The organism is [Acidovorax] ebreus TPSY, from assembly GCF_000022305.1.
Lineage (GTDB): Bacteria > Pseudomonadota > Gammaproteobacteria > Burkholderiales > Burkholderiaceae_C > Diaphorobacter > Diaphorobacter nitroreducens.
Map to the genome: position 1 here is coordinate 2,198,005 of NC_011992.1, position 16,867 is coordinate 2,214,871.

Genomic DNA, 16,867 nt, shown 5'->3' on the forward strand with positions numbered 1-16,867 from the left:
TGAGCATACCGCCCGGCATTTGCCACAATCACCGCATGCCCGCCTCGCCTTCTCACCATGCCGCACAGACGGCCTCAGCCTCTTCGATCCCGACCGCCGCAGCACGCGAAAGCACCGCCATTCTGCTGAGCAACCTGGGCACGCCAGACGCCCCCACCGCACCAGCGCTGCGCCGCTATCTGGCGCAGTTCCTGGGCGACCCGCGGGTGGTGGAAATTCCGCGGGCGCTGTGGCTGCCTCTGCTGTACGGGATCATCCTGCGCACGCGGCCGGCCAAGTCGGCCGCCAAGTACGCCAGCATCTGGACGGAAGAAGGCTCCCCGCTCGCCGTATGGACGGCCAAGCAAGCGGTGATGCTGCGCGGCTGGCTGGGCGAGGCCGGCCAGCCGGTGCGTGTACTGCCCGCCATGCGCTACGGTCAGCCGGCCATTGGTGCGCAGCTGCAGGTGCTGCAAGACGCCGGCGTGCGCCGCGTGCTGGTGCTGCCGCTGTACCCGCAGTACTCGGCCACGACCACCGCCAGCGTGTTCGACGACGTGGCCGCGTGGGTGCGCCGCTCGCGTTGCTTTCCCGAGCTGCGCTTCGTGAACGACTACCACGACCACCCGGACTACATTGCCGCGCTGGCCCAGTCGGTGCGCGCGCACTGGCAGCGCGAGGGCGGCCCGGCGGACAAGCTGGTGATGAGCTTTCACGGCATTCCCGAACGCAATGTGCGATTGGGTGACCCCTACGCGGAGCAATGCCGCACCACGGCCCGGCTGCTCGCGCAGGCGCTGGGGCTGGGCGAAGACCGGTACCTGCTGACCTTCCAGTCGCGCTTCGGCAAGGCCCGCTGGCTGGAGCCCTACACCGAACCCTCGCTGGTGGCACTGGCACAGGGCGGCACACGCCGTGTGGACGTGATGTGCCCAGGCTTCACCAGCGACTGCCTGGAAACGCTGGAGGAGATCAACCAGGAGGCACGCGAGGCCTTCCTGCACGCAGGCGGCCAGGACTTCCGCTACATCCCCTGCCTGAACGACAACCCCGCCTGGATCACTGCCTTGAGCCGCATCGCACAACAGCACCTGGCGGGCTGGAGCCAGCCATGAGCGCGCCCTGCACGGCACTCGCACCCGGCCAGCTGCGCCTGAGCATCCGCCCCGAGAGCCTGGGCTTTGACGACACGCGCGCGCTGGTGGCCGAGCCCCTGCCGTGGATCGGCCAGCAGCGCGCGTTCGATGCGGCCCGGTTCGGGCTGACCATGCAACAGCCGGACTACCACCTGTTCGTGCTGGGTGAGGTCGGCAGCGGCCGTGCGTCGCTGATGCGCCAGGCCATGGACGAAGCGGCCGCCAGCCGGCCCGTGCCGCCGGACTTGTGCTTTCTGCACGACTTTGACGCACCCGAACGTCCACGCGCCCTGCGCCTGCCCGCGGGCCAGGGGCGCCAGCTGCGCGACCAGATGGCGAGCTGGAGCCGCCAGCTGGAGGCGGAGATCCCCAAGCGCCTGGCTGCGCCGGACGTGAAGAACGAGCGCGAGCGCATCCACAAGCGCTACCAGAGCGACGAGGCGCGCGCCTTCAGCCAGTTGGCCGACTTCGCGCGTGCACGGCGGTTTCGCCTGTCGCGTGAACAAGGGCAGATGGTGTTCACCCTGCTGGGCCCGGGCGGCGAGCCGCTGACGGAGGCCGATGGCGCAGCGCTCGGCGCACCCGAGCGCGCCGCCATCGAGCTGGCCGAGCAGGAACTGCGCGCCGAGATCGTGCGCTTCCTGGAACAGACCCGCCCGCTGGAGCGCGCGCGCGACGATGCGCTGGCGCAGCTTCTGCGCCAGAGCGCCGGCCCGCTGGTGACGCACGGTCTGGACGACATCCGCCAGGGCCTGCGCAAGCAGATCAAGGACGCGGTCAAGCTGGGACGCTGGCTCGACCAGGTGCAGCGCGAGGTGCTCGACGACCTTGAGCTCTTCGTGCCTCACGAAGGCGAGCAGCCCGACGATCCGCAGGAAGAGGAACGCCGCGACCAACTGGCCAACCTGCTGGCGCTGTGCCAGGTGAACCTGGCGGTGGACAACGCTTCCCTGAAAGGCGCGCCAGTGGTGGTCGAAGACAACCCGCAGCTGCGCAACCTGTTCGGCCACATCCAGTACGAATCCGGGGAAGACGCGCCGTATGCCGATTTCTCCAGCATCCACGCCGGCGGCCTGCTGCGTGCGCACGGCGGCTACCTGATGCTGTTCCTGCGCGACCTGCTGGGCGATACGCCGCTGTGGGAACGGCTGCGCCGCTTCCTGCGCTGCAGCCGCCTGGCGGTCGAGGACACCGCCGCCAGCCATGGCGGTGGTGGGCCGACAGTGGCGCTGCAGCCCGAGGGGGTGGATGTGGAGGTCAAGCTCGTGCTGATCGGCACCGCCGTCGAGTATTACGTGCTGCAGGAGGGCGACGAAGACCTGGCGCAGCGCTTTCGCGTGAAGGTGGATTTTGCCGAGCGCTTCACCGCCAGCGCCCAGACGCATTACGCCAGCGCCGTGTTCATCGCGCGCGCGTGCGCCCGCCGCGGCCTGCCGCACTGCAGCGCCGCGGCCGTGGCCCGCCTGCTGGAATTCACCCACCGCGAGGCCGACGACCAGTCGCGCCAGAGCGCGCGCTTTTCCCTGCTGGAAGCCCTGCTGCTCGAAAGCGCGGCCCAGGCGCGGGCACGCGGCGCGGCGCAGACCGATGCGGCCGACGTGGAAGCCGCACTGATCGCCAAGCGCCAGCGCCACAACGCCCCCGAGGAGGCATTGCACGAATCGATTGCCGAGGGCGAGTTGCTCATCACGCTGGACGGCACGCGCGTCGGCCAGTTGAATGCGCTCACGCAGATCGACCTGGGCGACTACCGCTTCGGCTTTCCGGTGCGCATCACCGCGCGCACGCATGCGGGCCAAGAAGGCCTGGTCAACATCGAGCGCGAGGTCGAGCTGTCCGGCCCGATCCACGACAAGGGCGTGCTCATCCTGCACAGTTATTTCAGCGCGCTGTTCGGACACCTGGCGCCGCTGGCGCTCAACGCGTCCATCGTGCTGGAGCAGGAGTACAGCGGCATTGAGGGCGACTCGGCCTCCTGCGCCGAGCTGTATGCCCTGCTGTCGTCGCTGTCGGGCCTGCCGCTGCGCCAGGACATCGCGGTTACCGGCGCGCTCAACCAGCACGGTGAGGTGCTGCCCGTGGGCGGGCTGAACGAGAAGATCGAGGGCTGGTTCCGCGTGTGCGCGCACGCGGGCCTGACCGGCACGCAGGGCGTGCTAATTCCGGCACGCAACCAGCGCCACCTGATGCTCTCGCCCGCCGTGGTAGATGCGGTCGCGGCGGGGCGCTTTCACGTCTATACGGCGCAGCACGTCAGCGAGGGCATTGCGCTGCTCACTGGTACGCACGCGGGCCTCACCCCCGGCGAGCCGTGGGAAGGCAGCGTGCGGGCGCGCGCCGAAAGCACGCTGCTGGCCTACCGCCGCGCGTGGCAGGCCATGGCGCTGGGGCGGCGGCGCGTGCCGCGCAGGCTCGGCAGCGGCCTCTGAAAGCCGCCCGGCGCCGCGGTGGGCCGGGCCTGGCTTATCCATATTGGCTATAAGAACAATCCGATTCTGTCGTTGATGAGGCTCAAGGGCGCGGGACAATGACGCCCTTCCCTGAACGACTGTTTTCGAGATCGCCATGAAAAAACTGCTCGCCCTCGCGGTATTCGCCACGGCCGCCCATGTGGCCCCTGCGGCGTGGGCAGCCCAGCCACTGCTGACGCCCGCCGAACTGAAGGCCCAGACAACGCAGGCCACGCCGCCGCGCGTGATCGACATCCGCGACCCCGCCAGCTACGGCGCCCAGCACATTCCGGGTGCGGTGAATGCCCCCTACGGCAAGTGGCGCGGCCCCGCCAGCAACCCGGGTGAACTACCCGACCTGCCCCGGCTCACCGCGCTGGTGCAGTCGCTGGGGCTCACGCCCACCACGCATGCCGTGGTGGTCTCCACGGGCGCGGACCCGACGGATTTCGGCGCTGCGGCGCGCGTGTACTGGACGCTGAAGCTGCTGGGCCTCAAGGAACTCTCCATCCTCAATGGCGGCATGAAGGCCTGGGGCCAAGCCCAGCTTCCGTTGACGGCCGAGGTGCCACAGGTCGCGGCCAGCCAGTACACGCCCACGCTCGACACCCGCCTGCTGGCCACGCGCGAGGACGTGGGCCAGCACATTCGCCTGAGCAACGCCGCACTGGTGGATTCGCGCCCCGATGCCTTCTACCAGGGCAAGGTGCGTGCGCCGGCGGCCAAGGTGTCAGGCACCCTGCCGGGCGCACAGCAGCTGGACTTCAACCAGTGGTTCGTTCCCGGCACCTCCACCTTCGTGGATGCGGCGACGGCCCGGCAGATCGCCGCCAAGGTCAAGCGCGAACAGGGCCAGGACATGGTCGCGTTCTGCAATACCGGCCACTGGGCGGCCACCGACTGGTTCGGCCTGTCCGAAGTGGCGGGCCTGCCCGGCGTGAAGCTGTATGCCGGCTCCATGGTGGACTGGACCCAGTCCCAGGATCCGCCGCTGATGGCGAACCAGCCCACCCGCGCCGAGGCACTGGCCTACGACGCCAAGCAGTGGTGGGAACGCAAGCTCAAGTAAGCCAGCCCACTGCGCTGGGCACCTGACAGCTTCATAGTCAAATCGGCCTCTAGCGCTTGCCAGGCAAGCGCTAGCAGCTCACTTTTTTGAATCTCTAGCCCTCTTCCATGAAACGACTCCCTCTTGCGACCCTGCTGGCCATTTTCTTGGGCTGGCTGCTGTGGGCCGTGTCCGTGCGGCAAGCGGTCCTGTTCGCCGTGGGTCTGGGCCTGGGCGCGGTGCTGGCCGGCCAGCGCTTTGGCTTCACCACGGGCTGGCGCATGCTCATCGAGGACAAGGACGCCAGCGGCGTCATGGGCCAGCTGCTGCTGCTGGCGCTGGCCGCAGCCATGGCCATGCCGCTGCTGGGCCACTTTCCTGAACTGACGGCCGCCCTGGGCCCACCCAGCGTGAGCCTGCTGGTCGGCGCCTTCGTATTCGGGCTGTGCATGCAGATTGCCGACGGCTGCGGCAGCGGCACGCTGTACAAGGCGGGCCTGGGCATTCCGATGAACGCGGCGATCCTGCCGCTGTTCGCGCTCGGCAGTTTCCTGGGCTCGATGCACCTGGGCTTCTGGCTGGACCTCGGCCGCGCGCAGCCCGTCGGTTTGGTCAATCGCTTCGGTTGGCAACAGGCACTGTTGATCACGCTGGCGGTGCTGGCCGTGGTCGCGGTGGGGGTGCGCTGGTATGCGCGCCGTGCCCAGAGACCGCAAGGAACGCAGCCCCAGCCGCTGCTGGTGCGCAGGTGGATCGTGGGCGCCGTGCTGCTGGCGCTGCTGGCCACGCTGAACCTGGTGATCGCCGGCCAGCCCTGGGGTGTGGTTTACGGCTTTGGTCTGTGGGCGGCAAAACTCGCCCAGGCCAGCGGCGCCGCGGACCTGGCGGGCAACTGGTTCTGGAGCCAGCCCGGCAATGCCGCCCGTCTGCAGGAGACCGTGCTGCTGGACGTGACCAGCATCACCAACATCGGCATCCTCGGGGGCGCTCTGTGGGTGTCGGCCGGCAAGCCGGTCACGGCCAAGGCGCTGACGGGCACGCAATGGGCCGTGGCCCTGGTCGCGGGCCTGCTGCTGGGGTACAGCTCGCGCCTGGCCTTCGGCTGCAACGTCGGCGCCATGCTGTCGGGCATCTCCACGGGCAGCATCCACGGCTGGATCTGGGTGCCGCTGGCCTTCGCAGGAACGATCTTCGGCCTGCGCATCCGCCGCCATTTCGGCTTCTGAACACGAGGAGCGCAACGCCATGACACGACACACCACACTGCGCCTGGCCTTCTGGGCCGTGCTCGCCGCCTTCCTGGCCTGGGACTACAGCAACTCCGCCCCGGTGGACCTGCGCTTCGAGGCGCCGCTGATCGCGGCCGGCTCGGGCAAGGCCGCCTCGGGCGGGCACTGCTCCATGCCGGACTGACGTCCTTCTCCGGGCACAACGCAACAAGGCCTCCACACGGAGGCCTTGTTGCTTGGCGCGGCGAGCGGTATCAGGGCGTATCGGCAGACGGCTTGGCGACCTCGAACCCGGCGTCCTGCCAGGCCTGCAGCCCGCCCAGCAGCGGGCGCACGTTGGAAAAGCCTGCGCGCTGTAGCTGGCGCGCCAGCCGGGCGGCCGATATCTCTGCCGGGCAGTCGCAATAGATGACCACGCCGTGCGGATGCGCGTCCTGCGGCAATAGATGGGCGTGGGGTGCTGCCGCGTCCCGGGGGCGCAGCTCCCACGCCTGGGCGCCAGGAATATGGCCCGCGCTGTAGGCCTGACCCCCTGGGCCTGCATGCCGCGCAACTCCTGCACCGACACGCGAGGCATCTTCAGCGAGCGCACCGTGCGCTGGCGCTGCCACCACTTGCGCAGAATGAACACGCCCAGCCCCACCGCCAGCAATACCAATCCCCCCTGGCCCAGCGCTGTGAGCACGGCCAGCAGGTCCTCGACCGTGGTGCTGAACAGCGATCCCAGCAACACTGCCGAGCCCACCCAGATCAACGCACCCAGCGTGTCGTACAGCACGAAGACCGACCGCGGCGTGCCCACCACACCCGCAAGCGCACTGGCGATCGACGCAAAGCCTGGAACGAACTTGGCAATCAGCAGCGACTTGGGGCCCCAGCGGCCGTAGAGCGATTCCGTCTGGCGGATGCAGGCATCGGGCGACAGCGAAATGCGGCAGATGCGCCCCAGCACACGATGGCCGTAGGACTTGCCGGCCTGGTACCACAGCAGGTCGGCCATGAGCGCGGCCGCCACGGCCAACAGCACGATGCGTGCGCCATGCTGCCAGTCGTCGCCCGCCACCGCCCCCGTGACCACCAGCACCGGGTAGGCGGGAATGGGCGCGCCCAGCTGCTCGATCAGCACGTTCAGGAACACGACGCCCAGGCCGTATTCGCGAATCAGATCCACCAGAAAGCCCATGTCGCGGTTCCCTTCATGCCGTGCCGGCGTCGCCGCTGACGCCCAGGCAATGCAAGCCTCACATGCTAGCTGGAACGGCTGCGCCGAGTGAGACCTGAAATAAGGAAACTGCGTTGCGTGGATGGCGACAATGCAGGCACACCGCGCAAGCCGTGCGCCGCTTCACCCCTGCGCGGGCAGGCCCTGCAAAAAGCGCTGCACCCAGGCCAGTTGCTGCGGCACGTTGAGCGCGGGCGCGTGGCCGCAGCCCGGCACCTCGACCACCTCCAGCAGGCCGCGTGCACCCGGGCCCCGGCGCTGCATCTCCTGCACCACCGCGGGCAGCACCAGATCGGACTCGGCCCCGCGCAGGCACAGCACGGGAATGTCGAGCCGGTCGTAGTGCGGCCAGACGAGATAGTCGTTCTCATGCCGCGTGAACTGCTGCACCATGGCCGGGTCGTAGTGCGGGGTCACGCGCCCATCGGGCAGGCGGCGCAGCGAGGTCTCGGTGAGGCGCAGCCACTGCGCATCGCTGAGCCAGCCGAACGGCGCGTAGGTGCGGCGAAAGAAGGCCTCCAACTCCATCACGGTATCGAACTGGGGCGGCTGGCCCGCATAGGCCTTGATGCGCTCCAGCGCGGGGCCTGCCAGCTGCGGGGCATTGTCGTTGAGCACCAGGTGCGTGATGCGCCCGTGCAGGCGCGGCGCCAGCAGGCCGGCGGCGCACACGGTGCCGATGGCGCCGCCCATCGACGTACCCACCCACTGCACCTGTTGCACACCCAGCTGGTCCAGCAGCTCCTCCACAACGCGTGCATAGAAAGCCAGCGTGTATTCGCGCTGCGGATCACGGCTCCACTGGCTCAGGCCGCGACCCAGGGTGTCGGGGCACAACACGCGCCAGCCATGGGCCGCCAGGTGTGCGGCCAGCTCGTCCATGTCGCGTCCGGTGCGTGCGAGGCCATGCCAGGCCACCACCACCGGCGCGCCGGGCGCGCCCCAGTCGGTCAGGTGGATTTCATAGCCGGCGCAGCGCACGTAGCGTGAGACGAAGGACATGGTGCAGCCTTTGTGCAGGGGAGAGTGTGATCGCCGCGGGCGCGCCTCACTTCATGAGCCGGCCGTTGCCCCCGATCACCGTGACCTCGACGAAGCGCGAGCCGACACGGTTGTTCGGCCCGTAGTTCAGCGTGACGCCACCCAGATCGAACCCCTGCAGCGACTCCAGTGCACGCAGCACGCGTGCCCTGGTAGGCTGCGGGCCGGCACGGCGCAGGGCCTCGACAAGGACCTTCGCGCCCAGGAAGGTCTCGAAGCTGGTGTAGTTGATCTCGGCCTCTGGCGCGTATTTCTTGAGCAACTGCTGATACTCGCGCACCACGGGCAATTGAGGCCGATAGGGGTACGGCACCACCTGGCTGATGGCCAGGCCGTGCGCGTTCTTCAGCCCCGCCAGCTTCACGATTTCGGCGGGGTCCACCACGGAGATGTTGAACAGCCGCGCGCCGCCGCCCTGCTCGCGGTAGCGCTTGGTGAATGCGGCAGCCGGCTTGTTGACGGCGATCATGATCACGGCTTGCGCATCCATGGCGCGGATGGTCTGCACCGCGGAGTCCACGTTGTCGGTGTTGCGCTCATAGCCGGCCGCGGCTACCAGCTTGAGCTGGCGCCGCTCCAGCGCCGCCTCCACTCCGGCCAGCCCCGCCTTGCCGAAACCATCGTCTTGGTACATGACGGCAATGCGCGTGATGCCCAGCGTGGCGAGCTGCTGCACCATGTGCTCGGCTTCATCGGCATAGCCCGCGCGCACATGGAAGATCCAGGGGTTGAAGGGTGTGCGCAGCACCTCGCCGCCCGTGTACGGCGCCACCAGGGCCGCACCGCCCTGCTCCAGCACCTTGTCGGCCAGCAACTGCGCAATGTTGGCCGTGCCGGCAAAGCCGAACAGGGCAACGACTTCAGGGCGGTCGAGCATGGCACGCGTCAGGCGCACGGTGTCGTCCACCTTGTAGCCATCGTCCTCCACCTGCAGGCGGATCTTGGCGCCATGCACACCCCCCTGCGCGTTGACGGCGTCAAAGTACACCTTGCCGCCCAGCACCATCTGCTCGCCCGTGGACGCGAGCACGCCCGACAGCGGCGCCACCTGCCCGATCACCACCTCTGCGGCCGATGACGCGAGAGCCGCCAAAGACAGCAGCAACCCGCCAACCCAACACCTCAGCTTGCGCATGCCCGTCCCTTCCTTTCGAAGCACCAAACGCAGTCCCCACGCAGGGGCCCCGGCCCTGCCCCGGATGCCGGGGCACAGGCGGGGCCTCTTCAGCCGCGCAGCCTCAACGCGGCACGCTGATGGATGTGCCCACAAAGCCAATCTGGTCGGCGGGGGCGGGGCTCATGGCGAACGGCGGGACATTGGCTGCGGTAATGGCCGGCGCCGCTCCCGCGGTACCGCCGCGCGGCGTGGTGCGCACGACCTGGTTTGCGGGCAGCGGGCCGCCGTTCTTCAGGTGCGCCCACATCACGTCCATGGCCTGGTTGAAGTACGGATGCAGCGGCACGAAGCGCGTGTCGAAACCTGAGAAGGGCAGGAACGCATCGAAGTGCTGACCGTTCATGACTTCCACGTAGCGCAGCTTGCTCGACGCGCCCTCCACAGCACGATTGAGCGCCGCGTAGGCACGCGCGTTGTTGTTGACCGGCACCAGCGCATCGCTGCGGCCGGCGACGATGATCGCCGGCTTGCCGCGCAGGTTGGCGTTGTGCAGCACCTCGGCCACGCCGCTGCGCACGGCGTCGCTCTGCGCCTTGGTCGGCGTGCTGGCCGCCGTAAGGGCCGCACCGGTCACGGGGTCCTTGCCGCTGACCAGCGCATACTGGCACAGCGCGTTGTCCAGCCCGAAGTCCGCCACGCCGGTAGAGGGCGACACGGCGAAGGGCCAGGACTTGGCGCCTCCCACCGAGTCGTTGTAGATCACCGTGGCGGGCGTCCCATTGGCTGTGCCGTTCGCGGTGGCGGCGCTTTGGGCCAGCGCCGTGGGCGCGGCGGCAATCACGTCGCCCGTGGCATTGGCAGCGGCAAAGCTGGACCCGCACAGGTTGGCATCCGCGCCAAAGCGGCCATAGGCCATGGTGTACATGGCCGACAGGATGGGTCCGTTGCCCAGCGCATAGTGGGCGTTGTGCATGGTGTTGTTCTCGGCGTTCCAGCCATAGGCACGCAGCTTGGCCAGGGCGTCGGCCGCACGCTCCTGCGTGGTGGCGCCACTCACCAGGCCTTTGGCCGCCAGGCCGTCGCAGCGTGCCGTGGCGCGCGCAGTCATGGCAGTGAGGGTGATGTAGTTGTAGATCGATGTCTCGTTGATGGCCGCGTCGGCCGCCAGCGCGGCGCAGGGCTGGTAGATGTTGCCCCAGGTGGTGTACTCGGCCAGGGTCTTGCCGTAGCCAGCGACCGCCGCGCCGTCGAACTGGATGCCATAGCCGGCGGCGGTGGGTATTTCGGTCACGGGCTCGGAAGCCACCACGCCGTCGATCAGGCCCTCGCCGTCCTGCTCGGCTGCGCGCAGCGAGGCGGCGCCGCCATTGGAGGCGGAGCCCGCGATCACCAGCGTGTTGCCCTTGGTGAACGGTACCGGGTTGTCTGCCGTGCCATAGCGCGCATTCAGCACATACAGCGCATAGCGGCCTGCCGCCAACGTGTCCGCACCCCAATCCTTCTCGGGGTTTTGCTGCGAGTGCGCGTGCTTGATGGCAATGCGATTGGGGAAGGCCGCGTTGTACGCCGAGCGCACCGCATCCGTCAGATTGGCAGCAAAGAAGCTCAGCGCCCCCGCCGCCGTGCGCGTGGCGCGCGTGCCGTCGACCTTGTTGACCGTGTCGTCGGCCAGGTTGTGCAGGCCCACGCCCTTGCCGGCATCCGTCAGCGCGACGGCGCAGCCCTTCTTCAGGCCCCACTCCCCCGCCGTGCCGATGGCACCGTACACGCCGCGCGAACCGGACGAAGGGCCGAGCACGATGCAGGGGTTGCTGGTGTTGAAACTGTCGGGCACCTGCACGGCGATCACGGTCTGCTTGCGGCCGGAGCCATCGTCCTGCACAGCGAGGTATTCACGGCCTGGGATCAGGCCTTCACTGGCGGTCACCTGGCCTTCGGCCGTGATGTTGGGGCCGTACAGCGTGCCATAGCCGCCCTTGGCCGTGTAGTCCAGGATGCCGCGGTAGTTGGAAAACAGCGCATTGCGGCGCAGTTCCGCCGCCGTGGGGTTGGCCGGGTCGGCATAGGCGGGCGCGGCCGCGGCGCCCAGGCCCGTTTTGCCAATACCGCCCGTCAGCAGGTCCTGGGTAGCCGCCGTGGCGCCCGTGCCTACGGTCGTGGCCGGGTACACCGTGGCGCTGATTTCTTTGATGCCTTGGGGCAGATCGTTGGACGGATCCGATCCGCCGCCACAGGCCACCAGCGTGGCCCCCGCCAGCGCCGTCAGCGCCCAACGCATCGTCACTCGTTCATTCACTCGCATGTTGTCTCCTAAGGTTGTGGTAATGCCAGTACGAGAAAAAACGCGCACCCATCAAGGCGGGGCACGCAGGGAACGCAGGCGCCCCACCACACCGGTGGGGAAGTAATAGACCGAGAGCACGAACAGCAGGCCCAGCCACAGCAGCCAGCGGTCGGGCGACAGGAGTGCGGCCAGCCAGGGAAGACCAGAGGCAGCCTCATGGGCAACGCCCAACAGGTCCTGCAGGTAGCTTTGCGCCACCACGAAGAGCACGGAGCCGACCACGGCACCATAGATCGTGCCCATGCCGCCGATCACGACGATGAGCAGGCAGTCCATCATGATCTCGAAGCTGAGCGACGTGTCCGGCCCGTTGTAGCGCAGCCAGAGGGCCAGCATGGCACCCGCCGCACAGGCGAACAGCGCGGACAGCACGCTGGAGAGCGTGCGGTACACCACCACGCGATAGCCGATGGCCTCGGCACGGAACTCGTTCTCGCGGATGGCCTGCAGCACACGGCCAAAGGGCGAGTTCACGATGCGCAACAGCGCCAGCACCAGCACCACAGCCGTGACGAACAGCAGGTAGTAGGTGATGAGGCGCCCGTCGATCAGCACCCCCAGCACCTCCTCCTCGAAGGGCTCGAAGCTGGGCGACAGCCACTCGGGCAGCTTGAAGGTCAGGCCGTCCTCGCCGCCCGTCCAGTCCGAGAGCTGCGAAGCCAGCGTCTGGAACGCCGCCGCCACGGCCAGCGTGATCATGGCGAAAAAGATGGCGCGCACGCGCAGCGAGAACAATCCGATCGCCAGCGCCAGCAGCAATGACAGCAGCAGCGCGCACCCCAGCCCCACGGCCAGCGCGCCCCATGTAGCACCCAGGCGGCTGGTGGCGATGGCGATGCCGTAGGCGCCGATGCCGAAGAACATGGTGTGCGCGAAGCTCACGATACCCGTGTAGCCCAGCAGCAGGTCGAAGCTGGCGACCAGCACCACGAACACCAGCACCTTGGCCGCCACGTTGAGCGCCTTCACGCCCGCAAAGGCGAACGGCGCCACGGCGAGCCCCAGCAGGCAGGCCATGAGCAGCACAGCCAGCACCTTGCTGCGGGGATAGTCGCCGGACAGGAGTCGGTTCAGCATCGACGCGCTCCTCAACGGTTGGCCACCGGGTACACGCCCTGCGGCCGCCACAGCAGGATGGCGACCATGAGCGCGATGTTGGAGAACAGCGCCACCTTCGGCAGCAGGAAGCCCGTGTAGTTGGCCATCAGGCCCACGAGCAACGCACCGATCAGCGCACCACCCGTGCTGCCCAGTCCCCCAATGATGATCACGATGAAGATCAGCACGTTCACCTGGGCCCCCATCTGCGGCACCACGTTCTGCTGGTACAGCCCCCACATCACGCCGCCCAGCCCCGCCAGCGCGCTGCCAGCCACGAACACGCCCACGAACAGCCGCCGCACGCCGTAGCCCAGGCTCTCGACTATCTCGCGGTCCTGCACGCCGGCGCGGATCAACAGGCCCAGCTTGGTGCGCGCAAGGGTCCACGCCAGCAGCGCGAACACCGCCAGCCCCACGCCAACGGCCAGCACGCGGTACTTTTCCACGGCCGCCTCGCCGACGAGCCACGCGCCCCGCATGGCCTCGGGCAACGGCAGCGGAATCTGCTGTGGTCCCCAGATGACCTTGATCAGTTCCTCGCCGATGATCATCCCGCCCATGGTGATGAGGATCTGCTTGAGATGCTGGCCGTACACGGGGCGCACGATCAGGCGCTCGAATGCCAGGCCCACCGCGCCGGCCACCAGCATGGCGACGGCCATGGCGGGCAGCACGGCCACCAGGTTGCGCCACAGCGCGGCCGACCCAGTCCAGTCGCTCATCGCGCCCAGCACGCTGGTGGCGACAAACGCGCCCAGCGCGATGAACACGCCATGGCCGAAATTCAGCACGTCCATGAGCCCGAACACCAGCGTGAGGCCGGAGGCGATGATGAAGATGATCATGCCCATGGCCAGCCCCGCAACCGTGAGGGTGAGCCAGGTGCTGGCCGATCCGATGAAGGGCAGCACCGCGATCGCCAGCAGCGGTACCAGCGCCAGGGGTGTCCAGTCGATGGCTATTGCGCCCCGCCCGGTAGCTTCACTTTTAATAGCTACTCGCGATTGCTGCATGGGCGCTACAGGCCGATTTTGTTCAAACCTGTTCATAGCGACAGCCCCAGCAGCGACTGCTGCAACGCCTCGTCCTCGGCCAGTGCAGCCATGGGGCCGGCATGCACCACTACACCGTTGTCCATCACCGCCACCTGGTCGCCCAGGCGCTGGGCGAAGTGCAGGTTCTGCTCCACCAGCAAGATGGTGGTGCCGCTGGCCTTGAGCTGGGCGAAGGCGTCGATCATGTTGTTGACTATGGCGGGCGCCAGTCCCTTGCTGGGTTCATCCACGATGAGCAACTCGCGCGGCTCCACGATGGCGCGTGCCACGGCCACCATCTGCTTTTGCCCGCCGCTGAGCTTGCCCGCGGGGTGATTCCAGAACTTTTCCACGGCGGGAAAGAGCCGGAAGATCCACTCCAGCCGCGCGCTGTCCATCTGCGCCGCGGTGCGCGCGCCACGCGCGGCCAGCAGCAGGTTTTCCTTCACCGTCAGGTCGGCAAAGATGCCCATGTTCTCGGGTACGTAGGCAATGCCCTGCTGGGCAATGCGCGGCGTCTCCCAGGCCGCGATGCCCTGGCCGCCGAAGGTGATGGTCCCGGCACTGGCGCGCCACAGACCCATGATGGTGCGCAGGGTCGTCGTCTTGCCCGCGCCGTTGCGCCCCAGCAGCAGCGTGAGCTGCCCGCGGGGCACGGCCAAATCAACGCCATGCAGGATGTGATATGCCCCGATGTGCGTGTGCACGCCGGACAGCTTCAGCAGCGGTGCGCTCATGCCTCAGCCTCCGCAGCCGACGCCGCCGTGCCCAGGTAGGCCTGCTGCACGATCGGCGACGCGATCACTGCGGCGGGCTCGCCGTCCGCGACGAGCACGCCGTTGTGCAGCACGATGATGCGGTCGGCCAGCTCGCGCACCACGTCCATCTTGTGCTCGACCAGCAGGATGGTCTTGGTCTTGTCTTTCTTGAGCGCGCGTATCAGGTCCAGGATCACGGGGGCCTCGTCATGGCCCATGCCAGCCGTGGGCTCGTCGAACATGTAGACCTGCGGGTCCAGCGCCATGAGCAGCGCCACCTCCAGCTTGCGCTGGTCCCCATGCGGCAGGCTGGCGACCGGCATGTCCTGGCGGTCGGCCAAGGCCACGGCATGCAGGATGCCCTGCGCACGGGCGGTGAGTGCGGCGTGGTCGCTCCAGATGCTCCACAGGTTGAGGCCGCGCCGGTGCCGCCCCGGCTGCGCGGCCTGCACGGCCAGGCGCACGTTCTCCAGCACCGACAGGTGCGGAAACAGATTGGTGAGCTGGAACGCCCTGCCCAGGCCGGCGCGCGTGCGCGCAGAAGGCGGCAGGCCCGTGAGGTCCTGGCCATGGAGCGACACGCGACCTGCCGTCGCCTTGAGCTGGCCCGAGATCAGGTTGAAGTACGTGGTCTTGCCCGCGCCATTGGGCCCCACGATGGCCGTGAGCGTGCCCTGCGCGAAGGCACAGGTCACGGCGTTCACCGCCACATGCCCGCCGAAGCGGATGGTCAGGTCCTGGGTGGCCAAGGCGCTCATGGGTGCGTACTTGTGTGCCGATGCCGCGGTCGGTGCGCGTCAGGGGCAGGTGCCGATCACGTAGTAATTGGTGGCCGTCTGCTTGAGCGTGGTGGTCACGAACACGTTCCACAGCCCCATGCTCTGGCCGGAGCCATTAGCGTAGGTGTAGCCGCCCTGCTGGTAGGCGCGCCCCGCTTGTGTGTGCGCATAGTTGCTGGCTGTGGTGCAGGTCCCAGGGGACTGCGTGGGCGCGAGCGTGGTGCCGCTCACGGCGTTCGACGCATCACCCTCTGCGCCGTTGGCGTCCACCGCACGCACCGCCCAGCTGTAGGTGGTGGAAGCGGTCAGCGCCGAGTCGGTATAGCTGGTGGCGTAGACGGTAAGGGCGTTGGCTTTGTTGCCGTTGCGGTAGACGTTGTAGCCGCTGGCGCCAGCCACGGCATTCCAGGCCAGGTTCATGCTTGTGGCGGTGGCGCCCGACAGGCTGAGGCCGGTGGGCGCCGGCAGGACCGGATCGTTAGGTGGCGTGGTGCCGCCGCCGTCGCCCGAACCTGCACCGGAAGCGATGCGATCCACCATGGCCTTGATCGCGGCCATCTGCGCGCCGCTCTTGTGCGCGAAATTGCCGCCGTACCAGCCGATCCAGTCCCAGCAGGCGTTGGGGTTGGCCAGCGACCCGCTCTTGGCGGTGCTGCGGCTGGTGTTGTCGATCCGGGTCTGCGGGAACAGCAGGATGATCTGGTTGGTATCGGCCCAGCGGCTATAGCCGGTGTTCTTAACGAACTTGTCGCCGATCTTGTCGGTGCTCTGCTGGCAGCCGTGCAGCACGACGTGCAGCTTGCACTGCGCGCCGCTGGCGCAGCTTGCGGGCACGTACAGCCAGGCGTTGGCGGCCATGCCCGGGTTGCCGGCGGTATAGGCGCTTTGATCGAACTCGATGTAGTTGGCTGCCGCAGGGGCGTTGTTGCGCGCATTCAGCGCGCCATAGAAATGTGAGAGCACCGCTCCCGCGCCGTCATAACCGCAGTTGCTGATGAAGGGCGAGGTGCTGCTGCTGCAAGCGTTGTTGCTCGTGCTGTCAAAGTCGGTGGGCAGCACATGCGCGGTCCCGCTGCGCTTGACGTACGTGATGTTGCCCGCAGGCACCCCATTGTTGAGGTACTGGGTCTGCAGCGCATCGGTCAGGTTGGGCCCCACGGTGTAGTCGCTGGTGCCCGTGAAGATGTAGATCTTCTGAGCGGCAATGCCGGACTTGCCATCGATGGTGCCGTTGGCGCTGTAGCTGTCGATGCTGCCCTGCATCGCGCTCTGCTGGCTGGCGCTGATGCTGGCGTTGTACATGCAGGCCGTGTAGTTGTTGTGGCCCGCGCACATGTACGGCCCCGCGGCAAAGACGCCCACGCCCATGAAGGTGGACGAGTACGCATTGCCAAGCTGGTTGGCCATGAAGCCGCCTGAGGACAGCCCTGAAACGCTGATCTTGCCCGTGTCGATGTTGTACTGGCCCAGCGGCGCCGCCGCCTGCGCCATGCCGGCGGATGCCAACGCAGCAGCGAGCAGAAAACGATGGAATGGCATGCTTTGGTCTCCTGTCAAAGGGGCGCGGTGTGCGCAAGTCCGCCCCGTGTGGCCCGGGGTTCATCGAGGAATACAAACGACGTGTGGGCG

13 protein-coding genes and 1 pseudogene are annotated in these 16,867 nt (G+C 68.0%); 5 read left to right on the forward strand and 9 right to left on the reverse strand.

Features of this window, described 5'->3' with window-relative positions; all coding sequences use genetic code 11:
- Window positions 1–35 precede the first annotated feature (35 nt).
- The 5 genes from hemH to DTPSY_RS18555 all read left to right on the forward strand — a co-directional run bounded on the left by hemH (window position 36) and on the right by DTPSY_RS18555 (window position 6,026).
- A complete protein-coding gene (hemH, locus tag DTPSY_RS10300; protein ID WP_015913537.1) occupies window positions 36–1,094 on the forward strand; it encodes a ferrochelatase in 1,059 nt (352 codons plus the stop codon).
- Complete coding sequence (locus DTPSY_RS10305; RefSeq protein WP_015913538.1) at window positions 1,091–3,544, forward strand: Lon protease family protein; 2,454 nt, start codon at window positions 1,091–1,093, stop codon at window positions 3,542–3,544. The genes hemH and DTPSY_RS10305 overlap by 4 nt, the downstream gene beginning before the upstream one ends.
- A gap of 136 nt (window positions 3,545–3,680) precedes the next feature.
- The gene (locus DTPSY_RS10310) at window positions 3,681–4,634 is read left to right on the forward strand and encodes a sulfurtransferase (RefSeq protein WP_015913539.1); all 954 of its coding nucleotides are present in this window, start codon (window positions 3,681–3,683) and stop codon (window positions 4,632–4,634) included.
- Window positions 4,635–4,741: 107 nt separating this feature from the next.
- On the forward strand, window positions 4,742–5,839 hold the full coding sequence (locus tag DTPSY_RS10315) for a YeeE/YedE thiosulfate transporter family protein (protein WP_015913540.1): 1,098 nt from the start codon (window positions 4,742–4,744) through the stop codon (window positions 5,837–5,839).
- A gap of 19 nt (window positions 5,840–5,858) precedes the next feature.
- Entirely contained in the window at window positions 5,859–6,026 is a 168-nt protein-coding gene (locus DTPSY_RS18555) for a hypothetical protein (protein ID WP_011804920.1), read from the forward strand.
- A 70-nt stretch (window positions 6,027–6,096) separates the two neighbouring features.
- On the opposite strand, the pseudogene DTPSY_RS10320 reads toward DTPSY_RS18555, so the two are convergent.
- The 9 genes and pseudogenes from DTPSY_RS10320 to DTPSY_RS10360 form a co-directional block, all read right to left on the reverse strand.
- A pseudogene (locus tag DTPSY_RS10320) lies at window positions 6,097–7,025 on the reverse strand (VTT domain-containing protein).
- Window positions 7,026–7,187: 162 nt separating this feature from the next.
- Window positions 7,188–8,066 carry an alpha/beta fold hydrolase gene (locus DTPSY_RS10325; protein ID WP_015913541.1) on the reverse strand — a complete coding sequence of 293 codons (879 nt, stop codon included), beginning with the start codon at window positions 8,064–8,066 and terminating at the stop codon, window positions 7,188–7,190.
- Between the two features lie 46 nt (window positions 8,067–8,112).
- Window positions 8,113–9,240, reverse strand: a complete 1,128-nt coding sequence (locus tag DTPSY_RS10330; RefSeq protein WP_015913542.1) for an ABC transporter substrate-binding protein — start codon at window positions 9,238–9,240, stop codon at window positions 8,113–8,115.
- A 103-nt stretch (window positions 9,241–9,343) separates the two neighbouring features.
- Window positions 9,344–11,524: a 3-hydroxybutyrate oligomer hydrolase family protein gene (locus DTPSY_RS10335; RefSeq protein ID WP_015913543.1), complete on the reverse strand. Its 2,181-nt coding sequence runs from the start codon at window positions 11,522–11,524 to the stop codon at window positions 9,344–9,346.
- A 51-nt stretch (window positions 11,525–11,575) separates the two neighbouring features.
- Window positions 11,576–12,643: a branched-chain amino acid ABC transporter permease gene (locus tag DTPSY_RS10340; protein WP_015913544.1), complete on the reverse strand. Its 1,068-nt coding sequence runs from the start codon at window positions 12,641–12,643 to the stop codon at window positions 11,576–11,578.
- Window positions 12,644–12,654: 11 nt separating this feature from the next.
- Window positions 12,655–13,680: a branched-chain amino acid ABC transporter permease gene (locus DTPSY_RS10345; protein ID WP_049760604.1), complete on the reverse strand. Its 1,026-nt coding sequence runs from the start codon at window positions 13,678–13,680 to the stop codon at window positions 12,655–12,657.
- A 32-nt stretch (window positions 13,681–13,712) separates the two neighbouring features.
- A complete protein-coding gene (locus DTPSY_RS10350) occupies window positions 13,713–14,438 on the reverse strand; it encodes an ABC transporter ATP-binding protein (RefSeq protein WP_015913546.1) in 726 nt (241 codons plus the stop codon).
- Window positions 14,435–15,217, reverse strand: coding sequence for an ABC transporter ATP-binding protein (locus tag DTPSY_RS10355; protein WP_015913547.1), 783 nt, complete (start codon window positions 15,215–15,217; stop codon window positions 14,435–14,437). The genes DTPSY_RS10350 and DTPSY_RS10355 overlap by 4 nt, the downstream gene beginning before the upstream one ends.
- Before the next feature lie 39 nt (window positions 15,218–15,256).
- Window positions 15,257–16,777: an extracellular catalytic domain type 2 short-chain-length polyhydroxyalkanoate depolymerase gene (locus DTPSY_RS10360; protein WP_015913548.1), complete on the reverse strand. Its 1,521-nt coding sequence runs from the start codon at window positions 16,775–16,777 to the stop codon at window positions 15,257–15,259.
- Between the last annotated feature and the right edge of the window lie 90 nt (window positions 16,778–16,867).

Coding starts and splice junctions, on each gene's coding strand:
- hemH (WP_015913537.1), top strand. CDS start 36: ATGCCCGCCTCGCCTTCTCACCATGCCGCACAGACGGCCTCAGCCTCT.
- DTPSY_RS10305 (WP_015913538.1), top strand. CDS start 1,091: ATGAGCGCGCCCTGCACGGCACTCGCACCCGGCCAGCTGCGCCTGAGC.
- DTPSY_RS10310 (WP_015913539.1), top strand. CDS start 3,681: ATGAAAAAACTGCTCGCCCTCGCGGTATTCGCCACGGCCGCCCATGTG.
- DTPSY_RS10315 (WP_015913540.1), top strand. CDS start 4,742: ATGAAACGACTCCCTCTTGCGACCCTGCTGGCCATTTTCTTGGGCTGG.
- DTPSY_RS18555 (WP_011804920.1), top strand. CDS start 5,859: ATGACACGACACACCACACTGCGCCTGGCCTTCTGGGCCGTGCTCGCC.
- DTPSY_RS10325 (WP_015913541.1), bottom strand. CDS start 8,066: ATGTCCTTCGTCTCACGCTACGTGCGCTGCGCCGGCTATGAAATCCAC.
- DTPSY_RS10330 (WP_015913542.1), bottom strand. CDS start 9,240: ATGCGCAAGCTGAGGTGTTGGGTTGGCGGGTTGCTGCTGTCTTTGGCG.
- DTPSY_RS10335 (WP_015913543.1), bottom strand. CDS start 11,524: ATGCGAGTGAATGAACGAGTGACGATGCGTTGGGCGCTGACGGCGCTG.
- DTPSY_RS10340 (WP_015913544.1), bottom strand. CDS start 12,643: ATGCTGAACCGACTCCTGTCCGGCGACTATCCCCGCAGCAAGGTGCTG.
- DTPSY_RS10345 (WP_049760604.1), bottom strand. CDS start 13,680: ATGCAGCAATCGCGAGTAGCTATTAAAAGTGAAGCTACCGGGCGGGGC.
- DTPSY_RS10350 (WP_015913546.1), bottom strand. CDS start 14,438: ATGAGCGCACCGCTGCTGAAGCTGTCCGGCGTGCACACGCACATCGGG.
- DTPSY_RS10355 (WP_015913547.1), bottom strand. CDS start 15,217: ATGAGCGCCTTGGCCACCCAGGACCTGACCATCCGCTTCGGCGGGCAT.
- DTPSY_RS10360 (WP_015913548.1), bottom strand. CDS start 16,777: ATGCCATTCCATCGTTTTCTGCTCGCTGCTGCGTTGGCATCCGCCGGC.